The sequence below is a fragment of the Prochlorococcus sp. MIT 0916 genome (genome assembly GCF_047305155.1).
Lineage (GTDB): Bacteria > Cyanobacteriota > Cyanobacteriia > PCC-6307 > Cyanobiaceae > Prochlorococcus_B.
On sequence record NZ_CP138980.1, the window covers coordinates 68,710 to 87,656 of the forward strand.

The window sequence follows — 18,947 nt, forward strand, 5'->3', positions numbered from 1 at the left end:
GTTTTCATGGAAATACTCAAGAAAAAAATTTAAATATCAAAAATGAAATCTGCTTTACAACTTGAATTACAAGACCTTCATGGACTTCCTTATATCGCAACAATAATTTGGTTTTCTCTGCTTGGAGTTTGTCTTTTAGCAGTAGTTTTTTACCTATTTCAAAAAAATTACAGGCCTAAAACAAAAATTGATGATGATCTCCCTCTCGATAAGAAATCACGACCCAAAGGGTTTTAAATGACTAAGAAAATTTTGTTTATCTCTCTTAGTTCTCAAATTAATGTAATATCTTCTGACACGGGTTTGGCATAGTGGCCACCTGGGTTATCAATAAAAACAATTTTTTTACTCAATGATTGATTTTTCTCACCTTCTCGATTTCGCCACTCAGCTTCCACACCCATCAGATATTGGTTTAATCAAACCATCAGGTGGTTTTAATGTAGCAGCTGCTTTATGTGGATTAGGAGCAGTTTTTGGAGCATCTCAATTCTTTTATTATTCTGATGACTCCAAAAGAATCGACCCTTGGGCAAAGCCTGAAAACTATAAAAACTAAAGAAATTAAAAAACTAAAAATTAGTTTTTTAATCACAAAAAAAGAGCCTCGTCATATGACGAGGCTCTTTTTTATTGGAATTTTAAACCCCAATCCTTAATCAGAGAGAGTAACCCTAGCGTTATCAAGATTACTAATTGAATCAGTAACCTTCTTAAAATCAAATCCTAAAGCACGGATTGCATGCCAAAGGTGACCTTGGATGAAGAAAAAGCCTAGATAGTAATGAACATTTGTAAGCCAAGCTCTTGAAGTATGGCCACTAACAACTCCTGTCATATCAGCAGTATCAATCCAATAAGGAGATATACCAAATTTAAGAGCTAATGTTTCTCCATACCAAGCCTCTGGATAAACAGTTGTATTTGTTGCACACCAGAAAGCTGCAATAATCGCCATCCAGCCAATACCGGCAAGAGACCATGAAAGTACCGCCTCAGCAGAAAGAATGTTCTTTCCTTTAAATTCGGTATACTCGCCTACTTGCTTAGTAGCGATATGAAATGCTCCACCTGTTATCTCAACAAATGCTAAGAATGCATGACCACCCATAACATCCTCAAGACTATCGATAGCCAAGAAATCAAACTGATGATTCCAAATGTTGGTTAAGTTTAAGTTGTACTCGACTTGTCGAACAGCTCCAATTGCAGGATCATAAATCCCATGAATTCGAGCCCACTCAACAAACCATATACAAGCAACACCAAAGAAAATTAAATGGTGACCAAGAATAAAAGTCTGATTATCTGGATTATCCCATTCAAGCTTGTATCTTGCTGCCTGACGATGCTCAGGACGATCATCAGCAAACAAACCTGAACTATTTTGGGTGTCTTCGCTAAAAATCAAAGAGTGCAAAAGACCTGCACCCGCATAAACCATTGAACAAATCAAATGGAATACGCCAATAAAAGCAATTGATGTGCCATCGAATACTGTTCCAGTTGGATCAAATCCAATACCGATAGAAGCAAGATGCGGGATACTAACCATTCCTTGGTGTCCCATTGGAATATCTGGGTTGTATCTAGCAAGCTCCCATAGTGTGTTGGCACCAGCGGCAAAACAAATCAATCCTGTATGAGCAACATGCGAGCCAATAAATCGGCTTGACTTATTTGTTACGACAGAATTACCAACCCACCACCCGTAAGTGACGTCTGGGTTTCCGTAGGACTGCATAATTGAAGAAATTGAAGTCGAAATTCGACCTACCTTACATTTAGTGCAATAAATTTGCTTGAAATCGTAAAAGGTCTTTATTTAATGAACAAAGCTAATTAAGAGAACAGTTATGGTTATTAATTAATTTTCCCTGCAAAAGCAGTGATAGAAAGGGTGTGATAATCCTTCACTCATATCACTCAATTTTTTCAAATCAATAAAAAGCCCCGCAAAAAATTACGGGGCTTTTTATTTAGTATCCGATGGTTGAGTCAGTTATCCATTAAGAGTAACTTTTGCTGTATCCAAACTGGCAACAGCATTTGTAACTCTTCTGAAATCAAATCCTAATGCACGGATTGCATGCCATAAATGACCCTGTAAAAAGAAAAATCCAAAATAATAATGAACATTGGCTAGTGCAGCTCGTGTGGTATGACCTGCAAATGCAGTGCTATCACTTACATCTACAGTATCAATCCAATAAGGAGAAATACCAAATTTCAAAGCCAAAGGCTCTCCATACCAAGCCTCGGGATAAACAGTTGTATTTGTTGCACACCAAAAAGCCGCGACAACAGCCATCCAACCAATACCAGCTAAAGAGAAAGACAGTACAGCTTCAGCTGAAAGAATATTCTTTCCTTTGAATTCGGTGTATTCACCAACTTGCTTGGTTGCGATATGAAATGCTCCACCTGTTATCTCGACGAATGCTAGAAATGCATGACCGCCTAGAACATCTTCAAGGCTATCGATAGCCAAGAAATCAAATTGATGGTTCCAAATATTGGTCAAGTTAAGGTTGTACTCGACTTGTCGAACAGCTCCTATTGCAGGATCGTAAATTCCATGGATTCTTGCCCATTCAACAAAAGAGATGCAAGCGACACCAAAGAAAATCAGATGGTGTCCAAGAATGAAAGTCAAGTTGTCAGGATTGTCCCATTCAAGCTTGAATTTTTGAGTGGTAGGCCCTGGACCATCAGCCAAATCACCATCAAATAGTAATGAGTGAGAAAGAGCTCCCCCTGCGTATACAAGTGAAGCAATAATATGGACTATTGCTACTGAAGCAACATTCACTCCGGTCCAAACTCCTGCATCATCAAAACCAATGCCGATAGATGCAAGATGAGCAAGGAAAATAGAGCTTTGATGACCCATAGCAATAGAAGGATCAAACCTGGCTAATTCCCAAAGAGTGCTAGCTCCTGCAGCAAAAGATATTAGGCCGGTATGACCAGCATGAGCTGCAATAAACTTTCCAGCGCGGTTAGTAACCCTTGAATTACCAGCCCACCATCCGTAGGTAACATCTGGATTTCCATAGGTCTGCATATAAGATCAGGGGGGGGGGAAAGATATATTTTCCACACTACAAGTAACTAGACTTTTTAACTATCTAAAACAATAAAAAAAAGGCTATGATTAATAATCTAATATCATTTATACGTGAACATAAGTAAAACTAAACAATCAAATAAGTAATTTTTTATACAAAAAACTGAAGATATAAGTTAAACGCTTTATTCCAAGCTAACTGATCAGTTAATCTTAACTGTTTATAGAAATTCTTAGTTACTGGAAGAGTGCAAGCACTCTTCCAGTGTTGACAGAGAAACGAACTTCGACTTCAATTCCTATCAACATTGACTGTCATAACAAAAAACGATGCTGACTGTGAAAACAAATCATTCATTTCATACATACAAAAAAATGATGGACTATCGCAATGTATAAATCCAAGAAAATATGGGGGATATACCTACAAAGATATTGATAGTAAATGCTTTATTATTATGGAAATTAATACTTAAAATTATATACAAACGTCTAAACACTTCAGAGGTTGATCGCATTATCGAAATGGCTTGGGAGGATAGAACTCCCTTTGAGGCTATTAACTTTCAATTCAACCTAAAGGAGAAAGAGGTCATTAACTTAATGCGTTCAAATCTAAAAAAATCTTCTTTTAAATTATGGAGAAAGAGAGTTTCAGGTAGAAAGTCAAAGCATTGGTTCGCTGACCAAGCGATAAGGTTCAAGTCTCCAAATCAAAAGTGAACAATAAATTGACAAGAATTTGTCCAAAATGTAGAAGAAGTTTTCAATGGAGAAAAAAAATGGAGTAAAGATTGGAAAAATGTCGTTTACTGTTCTGAAAGATGCAGAAGAAGGAAGAATCAAAACAAATCAAATTGATTAATTGCCGCACATAGAAAATATTTTTGTTATTTTGAATATATAAAATAATTTATTATTAAATATTTTATTTAATAATTAAACAATTTATCTTTATAAAAAGTGAGAAAAATATTCTTAATTTACCCAAATCAATTATTCAAAATAAATCAACAATATAATGAAATTAAAGATATTGCTCTAATTCAAGATAGTTTATTCTTTGGATGTGATTCTCAATGGCAGCTAAAATTTCATTCTCAAAAAATAATTTTCCACAAAGCAACAATGGATGCTTATGAACAAAATTTAATAAGTAACGGGTTAAATGTAATTTACATAAAACACAAAAGAGATACAAGAACTGAAGATCAACTTAATTATCTCAAGGAAAAAGGTTTTAATTATTTCATTACTTATGAAACTTTTGATTGGTCACTAGAAAAAAGAATCAAAGATTTTACCTTAAAGACAAATACAAAGTTAGAAATAATAAAAAGCCCAATGTCTCTAACTTGTCCAAATATAGTTGAAGAAATAATTAATCAAAAGAAAGTATATGGTATTCAGAAATTCTATAAAAAACAAAGAGAAAGCCTAAGCATTCTTATTGATAAAGACGGTTCACCAGTCGGTGGCAAATGGAGTTTTGATAAAATGAATAGGAAAAAAATACCAACCTCAATTAAATTTCCAAGAATACACATTATAAAAGAAAACAAAATATTAAATATAGCTAAAAAAGAAGTTTCTATCAATTATAATGACTATTACGGGAAGATTAAAAAATTCAATTATCCTTTTACACATAGAGATGCTGAAGAATGGTTAGATAATTTTTTAATTGAAAAGTTTAATTCTTTTGGAGATTATGAAGATGCAATAGATTCAAATCAAAGGGTACTTTGGCACAGTGTTCTTTCTCCATTAATAAATACTGGATTACTCACACCAAGGCAAATAATCGATAAAGCCTCGGATTTTTATAAATCCAAAGATATTGGCATCAATTCATATGAAGGATTCATTAGACAGATAATTGGCTGGCGTGAATTCATCCTTATTATTTATAAACGCAACAACTTAGAACTCAGGAATGGTAATTTCTGGGGTTTTGAGGATAAGCCAATACCCTCAAGTTTTTATACTGGTGAAACAGGAATAACTCCATTGGATGATTCAATAAAAAATATTTTAGAAACAGGCTATACACACCATATAGAAAGATTGATGATAATTGGCAATTTTATGCTTCTTTGTAGATTTCACCCAAATCAAGTTTATAAGTGGTTTATGGAATTATTTATTGATTCATATGATTGGGTTATGGTCCCTAATGTATATGGAATGAGTCAATTTTCAAATGGAGGATTATTTACAACTAAACCTTACATTTCAGGTTCAAACTATATCCGAAAAATGTCTAACTATAAATTTGATGAATGGTGCTTAACTTGGGATAGTCTTTTTTGGACATTTATAGATGACTATAAAGATAAATTCAAGAACCAATATAGATTATCAATGATTTTACAAATTCTTGAAAGAATGGATATTAATAAAAAAATTGCTCACAGGCATAATGCGAATGAATTCATGTCTAAACTTTTCTTATAATTTAAAGAGTTTACATATCGAGAATATAATCGAAATAAATTTGGTATAGGTGTTGTTTTTACTCCATAAAAGAACTCTATATAAAAAAAAATTTACTACAATCTAACTTTATAAATATTAGTGTGAAGTTAAAAATTGGTGACCAGATTCCCTCCTTTTCTTTAAAAGACCAAAATGGTAATATCAGGACATCCGATAAATGTCATAAGCCACTAGTTCTTTTTTTCTATCCGAAAGATGATACACCTGGATGCACTATAGAGGCATGTGGTTTTAGGGACAAATATGATCTTTTTAAAATTTTAGGAGCTGAAGTATGGGGAATAAATAACGGAGGTACTCAGAGTCATCTTAAATTTGCAAATAAAAATAAACTTCAGTACCCTTTACTTTGCGACCAAAATAATACTCTTAGAAAGAAATTTGGAGTACCAAAAGCTCTTGGTTTTGTTGAAGGAAGAGTAACTTACATAATAAATTCTCAAGGAATTATAATACATATATTTGAAGATCTTTTGAATGGTCCAGCACACATAAAAGAGGCAATAAAGGCACTTAAAAACCTTCAAAGATAAATTTTATAAAATATCGAGATATTAAATGAATATTTTTGCAACCGCCAATAAAACTTTAGACGTTTTTATTGAAAACAATCTTTCATCATACCATCAATTTAGAAATTATGATTTTGGTATTAAAAACAGGAAAAATGTTTCTCGCATTTCTAAATATATATCCCACAGAATCCTTTACGAATACGAAATCATTAAAAAAATAAAAGAGATGGACAAGAAAAAAAAGTTTATTGATGAAATTCTTTGGAGGATTTATTGGAAAGGTTACCTTGAAAATTATAAATCTATATGGGTTGAATATAAAAATTCAAAAGTACAAACATATGATCTAAGTGTTCTCAAAGCTGCGAAAAGCGGGAAAACAGGGATAGATTGTTTTGATACATGGGTAGAGGAACTTAGGGAAAATAACTATTTACATAATCACTCAAGGATGTGGTTTGCAAGTATTTGGATTTTTGGTTTGAGACTTCCTTGGCAACTAGGATCTAAATTTTTTATGCAACACTTATTAGATGGCGATGCTGCATCAAACACTTTAAGTTGGCGATGGGTTGCTGGACTGCACACAAATAATAAGCCTTACATATCTTCTAAAGAAAATATCAATAAATATACAGTTAATCGATTCAAAAAAATTAACATTAACATATCGAAGACAATTAATACAATTAAGTCCAAGCAACATCATTCAAATAAACTTCCTGCTTGGGTGGATTTTCCTAAGAGCAATATTCTAATAATGTTTGACAATGATTTGAATATTACTAATAGATTTAAGTTATTTAATTCATACTCTAAAGTTTACATCTTGTGCAATGGAGTCATTAATAATAGTTTTGATCTAAGTTATAAAGTAGGTCAATTCAAACGAAGTTTAATTGAAAGTATATGTAATTTAATTCCAAATTCAGAAATATTAAAATCAAGTGATCTAGCTATCTTTTTGAGTGATTACAAAAATATTGATGCTATCTATCCAGGGCTTGGAGATAATTTAGATTTGATAAATAATTACACTATTCAAAATCAAATCAATATTAATTATATTTACAGAGAGGAGGATCTTAGATATTGGGATTATGCAACTACAGGATTTTATAAATTTAAAAATTCATTTTATAGAATTAATAACATATAAAATATCATCCACTAATAAAAAATAAATATAAACATCGTAAGTCTTCTCTACCACAATAAAAACAAATTACAATTATATTATATAAACATATTAAAAAAATTATGGTTAGATTTAATGAAATTAAAATGCAAGAAGGGAGAGTATTCTTAATCACTGGAGCAAATAGCGGCCTTGGTTATGAAACATCAAAATTCCTTCTAGAAAGAGGAGCTACAGTAATTATGTGTAGCAGAGACTTACTAAAAGGCGAAAAAGCTATACAAAGTCTTTTAAAATTTAATTTCCCTGGGAAGATTGAACTAGTTGAATTGAATTTATCCGATTTAAAAAACGTAAAGAAATTTTCCAAGTATATTAAAAATAGATTTCAGAGCTTAGATGTTCTAATCAATAATGCTGGAATAATGGCTCCGCCAAAGACTTTAAGTAAGCAAGGTTTAGAAATACAGTTTGCTGTAAATCATCTTGCACACATGTTTTTGACGATGGAATTATTACCAATGCTAGAAGAAAAAAATAATTCTAGGGTTGTCACCGTAACCTCAGGCGTTCAATATTTTGGAAAAATTCAATGGGATGATCTTCAAGGAAATATTAAATACGATCGTTGGAAGTCATATGCGCAGAGCAAACTTGCAAACGTAATGTTTGGTTTAGAATTAAATTCAAAGCTTATAGAAAGGCATTCAAAAACTTCATCACTACTTGCTCATCCAGGATTTGCACGCACAAATTTACAGCGAAAGTCGGTTCAGGCAAATCAATCATGGCAAGAAGAACTTGCCTATAAACTGATGGCTCCCATGTTTCAAAGTGCAGAAATGGGTGCATTGCCTCAAATTGCAGCAGCTACGCTATCTAGCGCTAAAGGCGGAGAACAATATGGACCGAGATTTAACTTCAGAGGTTCACCCAAAATATGTAGAAATGCTCCCAATGCATTAAATAATAATTCAAGAAAAAGATTGTGGGCGATAAGCGAAAAGCTTATAAAAGATATTTAATATCATCTCAAAACTTCGAAAGCAAGGCTTCTCCTTTATCACATATTTCTTGCTGTGAAGGACATTCTATTATACCAGCCCAATTAATTAAGCCTTTTCTGATTGAACAATTACATTTATCATCACCAGTTAAGTCATTGAGTTCTTTCCCAGTCCAAGGATTGGGCTTATCGCTAAGCATTATTTCTTTCAATCGATCAGCAAAGAAATTATTTAACTGATCATAAACTTGTACTGACTGAAGAAGATCATCAAAGGCATGGTATTTATCATCAAAACTTCTTTTTTCTAATTCTTTATAAAAAACACCTCTCATAAATTTTGTACAATTAATGGCTTCTGAATTAGTAAAAGGTTTTAGTCTTTCACTTAAGTATTCCCGGTTTCTTACTATTGATTCTAATTTCAATAATCTTTCTTCTAAATCCCTAATCTTATTAACTGAAGAAAAATTAGTGTTTTCAATTTCATTATCGGATAAAGAGTTAGAAACTAAATCAGTAATATGTTCTGTTAGGCTTTTGCCCGACATCATTGCCTGTCGCTTAACTCTAATCAACAAGTCTTTTGAGATTTTTATATTAAACTGACTTTTAGTCATTTATTCTTAAGCATGACTGGGTTAACTATAATCATATCTTTAATAATAACAATAATATGTTAGATAAATAATTTTATCCGGTTAAAAGACAAGTTCGCTATTAAAACTATATTTACTAGTAGAAATAGCAATATTATTCTCTAAATCAAGTAATTTCTATATTCCACTTTAATTCACTTTTTAAATTTGAAGGTCCTACAAAACTCCCTCTGACAGGTGCAGCTAATTCAGGTTCAGAAGAAGATGCCAAGGCAACGTAATTATGGTTAATTAGCCCACAACCACTTGGATCAAAGCCTCTCCATCCAAAACCAGGTATAAAAACCTCTGTCCATGCATGAAGTTCATATTTTTCAGGAGCTTGATCCAAAAATTGATATCCGCTAACAAAGCGACTTGGTATACCAACACATCTACAAGTTTCCATTAACAATATTGCTAAATCTCTACAAGAACCAACTCTCTCGCTCAGAGTCCTTCCAGAAGTCCATGCTGGTCCAAGATGCCTAGGAGTATATTTAACTCTATCTTTTATTAATTCAATTAATTGATATAAAAAATCCAATACATTATTATTTATTCCCGCTAAAGCTTCTTGAGCAATTTTAATAGCTGCTGGATCATGCTGACCATTAGGGAACCATCCTTTAATAAAGCCAATCAATGAATTATTTGATTCTATTTTTAAAGGCAAACTTAAGTCAAAATTATTTTTTATATGATATAAATCTGGGTGAATCCTTGTTTCTATATCACTTTCTGCCTTTATAGTAAGTGAATTTGTCGGCTCTGTAAAATACGCTTTAAAAGTATCATCACTGTTCTCTGAAATTACAGGAAAAATAGTATGAGAAGAGGGGAAAACCTTAAGATCAAAATTACATAATTTCTGAAAGCCATTAGATCTAGGTTTAAGACAAATCAAATGCTCTTCAAGCAATACAGGGATTTCATAAGAATAAACTAGTGTATGTATAATTTTCTTCTTCATTCTTGCAATGATTCAATATCAAATCTTTTATCATTTATAAAGTAAATACTATGTATAAGATCATGCAACTTATTTAAATCAATTTGAAGACTATCGATAGCCTCATGAAGACCATCTTTAATTAAGTGGTCAATTCTTACAAAGCTCCATTTCGATAGCAACAAACCAATTAAACACTCAAGATCATTCGGCTTCTCAGAAACAGCGGAGTTTTGAATCTTACCTAAAGATTCTTTAATGCCCTCAAGACAAAATCTAACTGATCTTGGAAAAATAGGGTCCAATAACAAAAAGCTAGCAATTGCATTTGGTGTTATTGATCCTTGCTCGGATATTCTAAACATTTGATAAGCACCTGCTGATCTTAATAATGAAATCCACTGAAGCTCATCCAAAGCTCCACCAAGTTCTTTTATATTTGGCAAAAGCAAAAAATATTTTACATCTAATATTCTAGAAGTTTTATCAGCTCTCTCAATTAGTCTTCCTAATTTACTAAAATGCCATGCAATATCATGACTAAAAGTTGCATCAGTAACTCCATAAAATAATTGACAACCTCTTCTTATTTCAAATAATTGTTCTTGAGCAGGCTGATGCCAAATCACTTCGCCTTCTTGAATACTCCAATATAAACTATTAATTTGTTCCCACATTTCTGAAGTTATGACGTCTCTTATTTGACGAGCATTTTCTCTCGCTATACAAATACAACTTAAAATACTATTTGGATTTTCTCTATCTTTAATAAGAAAATTTATTACATCACTCGGAGTTCGATTTAAATAGCTCTCATCAAACTTATTTCTATCACCACTGGCATCAATCAAAGGTAACCAGGGTTCAGCGCTTCCGGGAGGGCAATCTAGTGCCATAGACTCACTGACTTCAACAAATCTAGAAATATTTTCTGCCCGTTCTAGATATCTATTAATCCAATAAAGTGATTCAGCGACTCTGCTAAGTAACATTTTTATTATTGGCTAACAACCCAAGTATCCTTACACCCGCCACCCTGAGAAGAATTAACAATCAAAGAGTCACGTTTTAAGGCTACTCTTGTTAACCCTCCAGGACTTACCCATGTATTCTTTCCTCTAAGAACATAGGGTCTTAAATCAACATGGCAAGGATAAACCTCACCGTTGCTAAGTGATGGAACAGTAGATAAATCTAGTGTTGGTTGAGCAATATAATTTCTAGGATTGGCCTTTATTTTTGCTGAAAATTTATCAATATCTATTTGAGAAGAGTGCGGACCAATTAACATTCCATACCCTCCAGCCTCGGATACACTTTTTACAACCAATTTAGAAAGGTTTTCTAATACAAAATTCAGATCATTTGATCTTGCACAAACATATGTTTTAACATTATTAATTAGTGGTTCCTCTTTTAAGTAATATCTGATTATTTCAGGCACAAAAGTATAAATTAATTTATCATCTGCTAACCCTGTCCCAGGGGCATTTGCAATAGCTACCCGACCTTTTTTCATTACATCAATAAGCCCTGGAACTCCAAGCATCGAATCTTTTCTAAAAAAATTAGGATCTAAGAAATCATCATCTATTCGACGATAAATTACATCAACTTTTTTTATACCAGAAGTGGTTTTCAAATAAACATTTTGATTTTGACAAACCAAGTCACTTCCCTCAACTAATTGAACGCCCATTTGTTGAGCTAAATAGCTGTGCTCAAAATATGCACTATTAAAAACGCCAGGAGTCAATAGAACAACTTTTGGACTATCAGTCCAAACAGCTAATTCCTGTAGTGATTTCAATAAATACGAAGGATAATCATCAATAGGTCTAACAACTCTTCCATTAAAAAGACTGGGAAAAATCCTTTTCATGACTAATCTATTTTCTAAGAAATAAGCAACTCCTGAAGGACATCGAAGATTGTCCTCTAAAACAAACCACTCCCCTTTTCCATCTCTAATCAGATCAAGACCAGATACATGGCACCATTTCCCCAGAGGAAGAACAAAGCCCTTCATTTGAGGTCTCCAACCATCAGAGCTTTCAATAAAATCTCTAGGAATAATCCCATCATTAATTATTTGTTGTTTTCCATAGACATCAGCTAAAAATAAATCTATTGCTTCCAGTCTCTGTATTAGTCCCCTTTCTAAATCTAACCATTCCGAAGAACCAATTACTCTTGGAAGAGGGTCAAAAGGGAGAATCCTTTCAGAGCCTTTGTTACCGGAATCATTGAGACGGAAAGTTGCACCATGGCGAAGAAGAAGTTTCCTTGCAATTTCATGACTTATGTTCAACTGATCCAAGCCCATCTCTCCTAGAGAGGAAAGCAAAGGCTCTAGAGATGATCTCGGCAAAAATTCATCTGAAGAAAAATATTCATCATATCCCTTTTTAGGTTGATAATCTTTAAACATATCAACCTCGAAAAACATATAGAATATGAATCAACTCACAAATTAGTCAGGTAGCTAAAAATACAAAAGCCAAACAAAGTCAATTTACTCCTAAAGATTGAATTAATGATTATGTACTATTTGAATTCAATCTTTAAATCATAATGAATATTAGTCACCTTCAAAACAGTCCAGTCACTTCAGAGAATAGCGCTTGATTCTCTACCGATTCTGCAAAACCTAACAACAGTTCCCCTCTATTTTCTTGCCCACTGTCTAACTGTTCAACCCAGTAATCATAACCATCTTGATCTGCTTCTCTACCAAGGATATTTTTATATAATGTATTTACATATGTACCAGTATCAACATCATCACCATACGTGGATTTGAATTCATCAGAAGCTAAAAATGAATCTGCGACTTGGCGGTTACTGTTCTCTCCAGATTGGTTTTTATCAATCCAATATTCGAGTCCATCTGAATCAGGGAATCTTGCAAAAGCAGCGTTATATACCCTAAACATTTGCCCAGTAGAATCATTTTTGGATTTCACCTGATCAAACGTCTCTTTAATATCACTAATTCCACTAAAAGATTTATCATCAAACTCTAATTTTGGAACACCAGTAATATCATCAAATCCATCTTCAGTTTTAACTTCGATAGTCCCATCATCCCTTTTATAAAATTTATAATCTTTACTATCACCCGTATATGTCTTAACGACATCTAATTTTGATACGTCTACCTTTTGATCGGCAAATTGAATATATTCAACATTCTTTAAGGTATCATTTCCATCATTGAGTCCTTCTCTTTGATCTTTAATCGAGACTGTATCTTTTGTTCTATCAAACTCATAATCGGCAAAGTTACCAGCATAAAAAGCGACATCTTCTCCCTCCCCTCCATCAATAAAGTCTGATCCCAACCCTCCAAAAATCTTATCAGAAGACTCTCCACCCTCCAATCTGTCATCACCATCATCTTTACTCTTAACCAAGGAAGCCCAATGACTTTCAGAATCACTACTTTCAGTAGACGTAGAATCCTTTAAGTCTTTAATATCCTTCCATGGATAGGCGACTTCGTTGATCGGTTTTTTATCGAGAATAAGCTCAGTTGGATCAAGTACTTCTCCTTCAAGTTCCTGCAACCCAAAGGGATTACTAGTAGATTCTTTAATTGGATCCTTAGTTGCTCCCCAGTAACCCGCCGTTTTATTAGCTTCATTATCTAGCGACGAATCAAAATAGCTTGCATCTGTAACCCAAGTACCATCTGCAGACTGATAGCCCCCTAACGACTTAATTTCTTCCACTGAAATGCCTTCTGGAATTGCAGGCTTAATTGAAGTTTCCGGCGCTTTCCATCCTTCCGTCTCAAATGTTTCCGATTTCACCCATTGGCCAAAGGGATCCCAAAACCCTCCATCGTTTTTAATATCCGTTTCAGCTGGTGGTGTCCAAGCAACTGTTTGTGCATCAGCGCTTCCTTCTCCAAAATGTGATATCGATGAAATCCATTTTTTATCTGCATCAAAATATCCACCGTTCTTTTTAATTTCATCCGTTTCAGGAACCGTTCCATTGTTATTCAAAAATTCCTTTGCTGTAACCCACTTTCCGTTTGGGTTTCTAAAACCACCATCTTTTTTTATCAATTCGTCTGGAGGGACAGTCCATCCAGCAGATGTTGGATCTTTGAAGTAGTCGTCTTCTTCAACAAATGTTCCATCTGCTTTAGTAAACCCACCTGTCTTTGCAATTGCATCTGCTTCTGGTGGAGTCCAAACAGTTATTTCATCGGGCTTATCTCCTGTTGTTCTCTTTTCAAAGAAAGAATCTGCTGTCATCCAGGCACCATCAGGTCCTCTTAAACCTCCTTCCCAACGAATGATGTCGTCTTTAGGAAGAACCCAATTTTTAAAGGCTGCTGCTGCGTCAGGAGCCATCTTTGCTGCTTGGTCTTGAGTTAAAGCCGCAAATGATTCGGGATCTAATTCTTTTAATTGAGTTCCCTTGAAGCCGGCCATGGCCTCTGGATCAAATGCAGCAACATGCGTAGGCATAAAGCCCTCCATTGCTGTTTCTTCAAATGCAGCAACATGATCTTTATCAAAACCTGCTACTGCTGTAGGAGCAAATGCTGCAACATGCGTGTGATCAAAACCTGCTACTGCTGTAGGAGCAAATGCTGCAACATGCGTGTGATCAAAACCTGCTACTGCTGTAGGAGCAAATGCTGCAACATGCGTGTGATCAAAACCTGCTACTGCTGTAGGAGCAAATGCTGCAACATGCGTGTGATCAAAACCTGCTACTGCTGTAGGAGCAAATGCTGCAACATGCGTGTGATCAAAACCTGCTACTGCTGTAGGAGCAAATGCTGCAATGTGTTTATCATCAAATCCGGCTACTGCTGTTGGATCAAATGCTGCAACATGATCTTTGTCTAATGCAGTCATGTAGCTGTGATCTAAAGCAGCGAAATGATCGGCCTTAAATCCTGCCATCGCCGTTGGATCAAACGCTGCAAATTGATCCTTGTCTAAACCTGTTATTGCAGTTGTATCAAGTGCAGCAACATGGTCAGCTTTAAATCCTGCTATCGCTTGTGTATCAAATGCTGCAATGTGTTTATCATCAAATCCGGCTACTGCTGTTGGATCAAATGCTGCAACATGATCTTTGTCTAATGCAGTCATGTAGCTGTGATCTAAAGCAGCGAAATGATCGGCCTTAAATCCTGCCATCGCCGTTGGATCAAACGCTGCAAATTGATCCTTGTCTAAACCTGTTATTGCAGTTGTATCAAGTGCAGCAACATGGTCAGCTTTAAATCCTGCTATCGCTTGTGTATCAAATGCTGCAATGTGTTTATCATCAAATCCGGCTACTGCTGTTGGATCAAATGCTGCAACATGATCTTTGTCTAATGCAGTCATGTAGCTGTGATCTAAAGCAGCGAAATGATCGGCCTTAAATCCTGCCATCGCCGTTGGATCAAACGCTGCAAATTGATCCTTGTCTAAACCTGTTATTGCAGTTGTATCAAGTGCAGCAACATGGTCAGCTTTAAATCCTGCTATCGCTTGTGTATCAAATGCTGCAATGTGTTTATCATCAAATCCGGCTACTGCTGTTGGATCAAATGCTGCAACATGATCTTTGTCTAATGCAGTCATGTAGCTGTGATCTAAAGCAGCGAAATGATCGGCCTTAAATCCTGCCATCGCCGTTGGATCAAACGCTGCAAATTGATCCTTGTCTAAACCTGTTATTGCAGTTGTATCAAGTGCAGCAACATGGTCAGCTTTAAATCCTGCTATCGCTTGTGTATCAAACGCTGCAATGTGTTTATCATCAAATCCGGCTACTGCTGTTGGATCAAATGCTGCAACATGATCTTTTCCGAAGCCTGCAACAGCCGTTGGATCAAATGCTGCAACATGATCTTTTCCGAAGCCTGCAACAGCCGTTGGGGCAAATGCTGCAACATGATCTTTCCCAAAGCCTGCAACAGCCGTTGGATCAAATGCGGCGAATTGATCTTTATCGAGAGCACTTACAGAAGAGGAATCTAATCTTGCAATATCCTCTTCTTTAAAGCTATCTGGCCTAATCCCATCAATTAGTTCTGGCTCTGGGGCTGGAGGAGCTGGAGTATTTGGAGGGACAACTCCGCCGTTCGATGCTGCCATTCGATCGAGGGCTGCAGCCTCTTCTGCTTCTGCATGAGCCATACCTTCCTCTGTTAACGCCCAATCAGCAACACTCATACCTGCTGCTGCCGCTGCGGCATCAGGCGAAGACGCTCCTGCCGGAGGAGTGGGAGGAGCGTAAACATATCCATTTTCACCATCAACAGCCCAATTCTCTGGAGGCATTAAAGACCCGTCAGCACCTCTATCCCATCCATCAATTTGATCTTGGCTTGCTTGAGTTCCAGGAGTAGTTTCAGGTACGTCATCTAGCTCTGACTCTGGAGCTGGCGGGGCTGGAGTATTTGGAGGGATAACTCCGCCGTTCGATGCTGCCATTCGATCGAGGGCTGCAGCTTCTTCTGCTTCCGCATGAGCCATACCTTCATCTGTTAACGCCCAATCAGCGACACTCATTCCTGCTGCTGCCGCTGCGGCATCTGGTGAAGACGCTCCTACTGGAGGAGTGGTATCAACTGCGCCAACAGAAGGATTATCATTAATCGGTTCAAAAGTCCCAGCAGCAGGGTTATATCCAGGTCCTACTTGGCCAATATCATTTAGAACTTCTTCATCTACGACAGGCTCGGGGGCTTTTGGTACAAAACCTGGCTCTTCTGCTGGCGCTGGGCGACCTGGTGAGGGCTCAGGAGAAGGAGCAGGTGCTGGTGCTGGTGCTGGGCGACCTGGTGAGGGCTCAGGAGAAGGAGCAGGTGCTGGTGCTGGTGCTGGGCGACCTGGTGAGGGCTCAGGAGAAGGAGCAGGTGCTGGCGCTGGCGCTGGTGCTGGCGCTGGTGCTGGCGCTGGCGCTGGTGCTGGTGCTGGGCGACCTGGTGAGGGCTCAGGAGAAGGAGCAGGTGCTGGCGCTGGCGCTGGTGCTGGCGCTGGCGCTGGTGCTGGCGCTGGTGCTGGCGCTGGCGCTGGCGCTGGTGCTGGATTGTCTGACATTATTTGATTACTTTTTATTTGAAATTGAACAAAAAAAACTAGCAGATATAGAATGACTACACAAGTTAGTTATACTAATATTAAAAAATTAATTTTTTAATATTTATAAGAGTGCACATATGAATCAATTAACAAATGATCAAATGGACTTATCCGATAAGAAAAAATTATTTGTCTAACTAGATTTATTAATTTCCATTAACCAAATTCTACTCAGTTTACCCATCATAGATATCTCATTTAGAAGCTAAATACGGAATTAAAACACCCTCTTTTACTATTAGCAAGGACTCAGTTTACAGGTTTGATCAATCTGGCAGCAGCAATTCCAACCACCAAATTCAGTTTTTAGTGACTCAAATACAACAGTTTCTTATCTTGCAAATATTAATGAGGTTGGTTACGCAGGATCGAAAGGCTCTTTTACCGAAATCACTTTATAAAATGAGACACCAATAGAAATCTTTTATCAATGCAAAAATCATTCATACATGGGTAACAACCTAAAATTATCAATAAATAATCGCAACATAGTGATTAGTCCATAGAATGACTACTTTATGGAGGTCTTGGCTCTGATACATCCGGGTATTCAGGTAAATTTTCTGATTATTCCTTTACAAGAGGAGTCAATTTCTTAAAAGTGGCCGATCAATGAACAAGTACTAATGATGGAAAGATACTCTTAAAAACATTGAATCAATTAAGTTCTCGAATCAAACAATAGAAGAATCAAAGGTAGACGTAATAAAAACTTATAGCGATAATTTTGTGACTATAAGTTGTATCACAAAAATAATGAAACCTATCAAATTAAAAACAATTACGGTTAAGACAATATTACTGGGCTTCCACTATTAACTTTTGCAGATGAAGCCGCAACAAGTTCATTTCGAGAGATAAGAACCCTAGTTGGTATTAAAGGTACTTATGAACAAGTCAATGGTCTAGACACAGGCTCGGGAAAAATGTTTCATCTTTATAACGCTACCTTTAAGAGTCTACCTGATGTATATGCATTAAAATATTGGATTGAGAAATATAATTCTTAAGAAAATGACTCAAGAACTATCGCCCAATCATTCCTTTCTTCTGTTGAGTTTAAAGAACGCTATGGAGTGAACTTCACTAACTCAAAATACGTCGAGATTATTGATATCAACTACTAGGAAGAGATTACGATCAAAGTGGCTATAACTATCGGTTGGGAACTTAAATTCAGGGAACAAGACTAGATATGATTTACTTCTAGGTTTTGCTGAGTCAGACGAGAATAAAGAGCTCTTTGGTGAAATTACAGGATTGAGTTAATTTAAAAGGATCTTAGAAGTTTCTCGTTATACAATTAGTATGTCAATAGATTTAAGAAAGGACAGTCAGTCTAACCCTATGTCCAAAACCAGTTTAATTCTCAGAATTTAAGACAAATAATTAGACCATTCAAGTCAAGAAAAATACCAAGCCAGAAAAACAATCCGAGTATTTGAAATATGTACGCTCGTTTCTTCAGTCTTCTACAGTCTTAGTAAACATTGGCCAGTAAAGTACTTAATATTTGTTGCTCATCTAGCAAAGATCAGCTAGAAAATGTATCAGCAACTACAAATCTAGCTTCGACCTATGATCAATGAAAACCTTGTAGAAATCCTTCTGGCTGCAATTCTTGTTTCAAATACATACGACAAAGATCAGCCTGTAATTAAATGGGGTGGATTAGTGATAGCTGTTGCTGGTATAGCTTCAGCTTTATTTGGTTGAAAATTAAACTATTTTAATTTGAGAAAATTAAAATAAATCAAAATAGTTTAAAAAAGCTGCAAGTAACTTGCAGCTTTTTTATGCCTTCAAAAGGCCATAAAACAAGTCATACCAATCTATTATAAGCCAATCTCACCGTTTAAAATTATAGCACTTTAATAATTTTGTATTTACCCATGAGTCAACAAGACAATTCTCGATACTTATCAACTTTAGATACTTAATTGCTTTTCATTGCCAGTATCCAGAGATAGCAACAGAAACTAATGACTTTAGACATATAGTAATAGCACCTCCAGAGAGAAGT

At 35.6% G+C, this 18,947-nt stretch carries 17 protein-coding genes and 2 pseudogenes; 12 read left to right on the plus strand and 7 right to left on the minus strand.

Annotation, left to right across the window (positions count from 1 at the left end):
- Nucleotides 1-42 precede the first annotated feature (42 nt).
- Complete coding sequence (locus SIB53_RS00340) at nt 43-237, plus strand: hypothetical protein (RefSeq protein ID WP_413678268.1); 195 nt, start codon at nt 43-45, stop codon at nt 235-237.
- A 115-nt stretch (nt 238-352) separates the two neighbouring features.
- Entirely contained in the window at nt 353-559 is a 207-nt protein-coding gene (locus tag SIB53_RS00345) for a hypothetical protein (protein ID WP_413678269.1), read from the plus strand.
- 96 nt (nt 560-655) lie between these two features.
- Here the strand turns inward: SIB53_RS00345 and SIB53_RS00350 are convergent, their stop codons facing one another.
- Complete coding sequence (locus SIB53_RS00350) at nt 656-1,744, minus strand: chlorophyll a/b binding light-harvesting protein (RefSeq protein WP_413678270.1); 1,089 nt, start codon at nt 1,742-1,744, stop codon at nt 656-658.
- A 258-nt stretch (nt 1,745-2,002) separates the two neighbouring features.
- Nucleotides 2,003-3,067: a chlorophyll a/b binding light-harvesting protein gene (locus SIB53_RS00355; RefSeq protein WP_413678271.1), complete on the minus strand. Its 1,065-nt coding sequence runs from the start codon at nt 3,065-3,067 to the stop codon at nt 2,003-2,005.
- 414 nt (nt 3,068-3,481) lie between these two features.
- Between SIB53_RS00355 and SIB53_RS00360 the strand changes: the two genes are divergently transcribed.
- From SIB53_RS00360 to SIB53_RS00385, 6 genes and pseudogenes are all read left to right on the plus strand, one after another.
- Nucleotides 3,482-3,793, plus strand: a complete 312-nt coding sequence (locus SIB53_RS00360; protein ID WP_413678272.1) for a TIGR03643 family protein — start codon at nt 3,482-3,484, stop codon at nt 3,791-3,793.
- Nucleotides 3,794-3,868: 75 nt separating this feature from the next.
- A pseudogene (locus tag SIB53_RS00365) lies at nt 3,869-3,931 on the plus strand (DUF2256 domain-containing protein); the annotation flags it as partial.
- Nucleotides 3,932-4,033: 102 nt separating this feature from the next.
- A complete protein-coding gene (locus tag SIB53_RS00370; protein WP_413678273.1) occupies nt 4,034-5,527 on the plus strand; it encodes a cryptochrome/photolyase family protein in 1,494 nt (497 codons plus the stop codon).
- 122 nt (nt 5,528-5,649) lie between these two features.
- Nucleotides 5,650-6,102: a peroxiredoxin gene (locus SIB53_RS00375; protein WP_413678274.1), complete on the plus strand. Its 453-nt coding sequence runs from the start codon at nt 5,650-5,652 to the stop codon at nt 6,100-6,102.
- A gap of 25 nt (nt 6,103-6,127) precedes the next feature.
- Entirely contained in the window at nt 6,128-7,243 is a 1,116-nt protein-coding gene (locus SIB53_RS00380; RefSeq protein ID WP_413678275.1) for an FAD-binding domain-containing protein, read from the plus strand.
- 101 nt (nt 7,244-7,344) lie between these two features.
- Nucleotides 7,345-8,247: an oxidoreductase gene (locus SIB53_RS00385; protein WP_413678276.1), complete on the plus strand. Its 903-nt coding sequence runs from the start codon at nt 7,345-7,347 to the stop codon at nt 8,245-8,247.
- Between the two features lie 7 nt (nt 8,248-8,254).
- Here the strand turns inward: SIB53_RS00385 and SIB53_RS00390 are convergent, their stop codons facing one another.
- The 5 genes from SIB53_RS00390 to SIB53_RS00410 all read right to left on the minus strand — a co-directional run bounded on the left by SIB53_RS00390 (nt 8,255) and on the right by SIB53_RS00410 (nt 16,351).
- Nucleotides 8,255-8,848 carry a hypothetical protein gene (locus tag SIB53_RS00390; protein WP_413678277.1) on the minus strand — a complete coding sequence of 198 codons (594 nt, stop codon included), beginning with the start codon at nt 8,846-8,848 and terminating at the stop codon, nt 8,255-8,257.
- A gap of 145 nt (nt 8,849-8,993) precedes the next feature.
- Entirely contained in the window at nt 8,994-9,839 is an 846-nt protein-coding gene (locus SIB53_RS00395) for a transglutaminase family protein (protein WP_413678278.1), read from the minus strand.
- Entirely contained in the window at nt 9,836-10,810 is a 975-nt protein-coding gene (locus SIB53_RS00400; RefSeq protein WP_413678279.1) for an alpha-E domain-containing protein, read from the minus strand. Before SIB53_RS00400 ends, SIB53_RS00395 begins: the two co-directional genes overlap by 4 nt.
- 5 nt (nt 10,811-10,815) lie before the next feature.
- Nucleotides 10,816-12,249, minus strand: a complete 1,434-nt coding sequence (locus SIB53_RS00405; protein WP_413679160.1) for a circularly permuted type 2 ATP-grasp protein — start codon at nt 12,247-12,249, stop codon at nt 10,816-10,818.
- 160 nt (nt 12,250-12,409) lie between these two features.
- Nucleotides 12,410-16,351 (minus strand): DUF4214 domain-containing protein, encoded by a 3,942-nt coding sequence (locus SIB53_RS00410; protein WP_413678280.1) that lies wholly within the window; start codon nt 16,349-16,351, stop codon nt 12,410-12,412.
- A 49-nt stretch (nt 16,352-16,400) separates the two neighbouring features.
- Between SIB53_RS00410 and SIB53_RS00415 the strand changes: the two genes are divergently transcribed.
- From SIB53_RS00415 to SIB53_RS00430, 4 genes and pseudogenes are all read left to right on the plus strand, one after another.
- Nucleotides 16,401-16,889 carry a hypothetical protein gene (locus SIB53_RS00415; RefSeq protein ID WP_413678281.1) on the plus strand — a complete coding sequence of 163 codons (489 nt, stop codon included), beginning with the start codon at nt 16,401-16,403 and terminating at the stop codon, nt 16,887-16,889.
- A 1,063-nt stretch (nt 16,890-17,952) separates the two neighbouring features.
- Entirely contained in the window at nt 17,953-18,051 is a 99-nt protein-coding gene (locus tag SIB53_RS00420) for a DUF4214 domain-containing protein (RefSeq protein ID WP_413679161.1), read from the plus strand.
- A 73-nt stretch (nt 18,052-18,124) separates the two neighbouring features.
- Nucleotides 18,125-18,193 (plus strand): annotated as a pseudogene (locus tag SIB53_RS00425) (hypothetical protein); the annotation flags it as partial.
- 309 nt (nt 18,194-18,502) lie between these two features.
- On the plus strand, nt 18,503-18,640 hold the full coding sequence (locus SIB53_RS00430) for a hypothetical protein (RefSeq protein ID WP_413678282.1): 138 nt from the start codon (nt 18,503-18,505) through the stop codon (nt 18,638-18,640).
- Nucleotides 18,641-18,947: the final 307 nt, after the last annotated feature.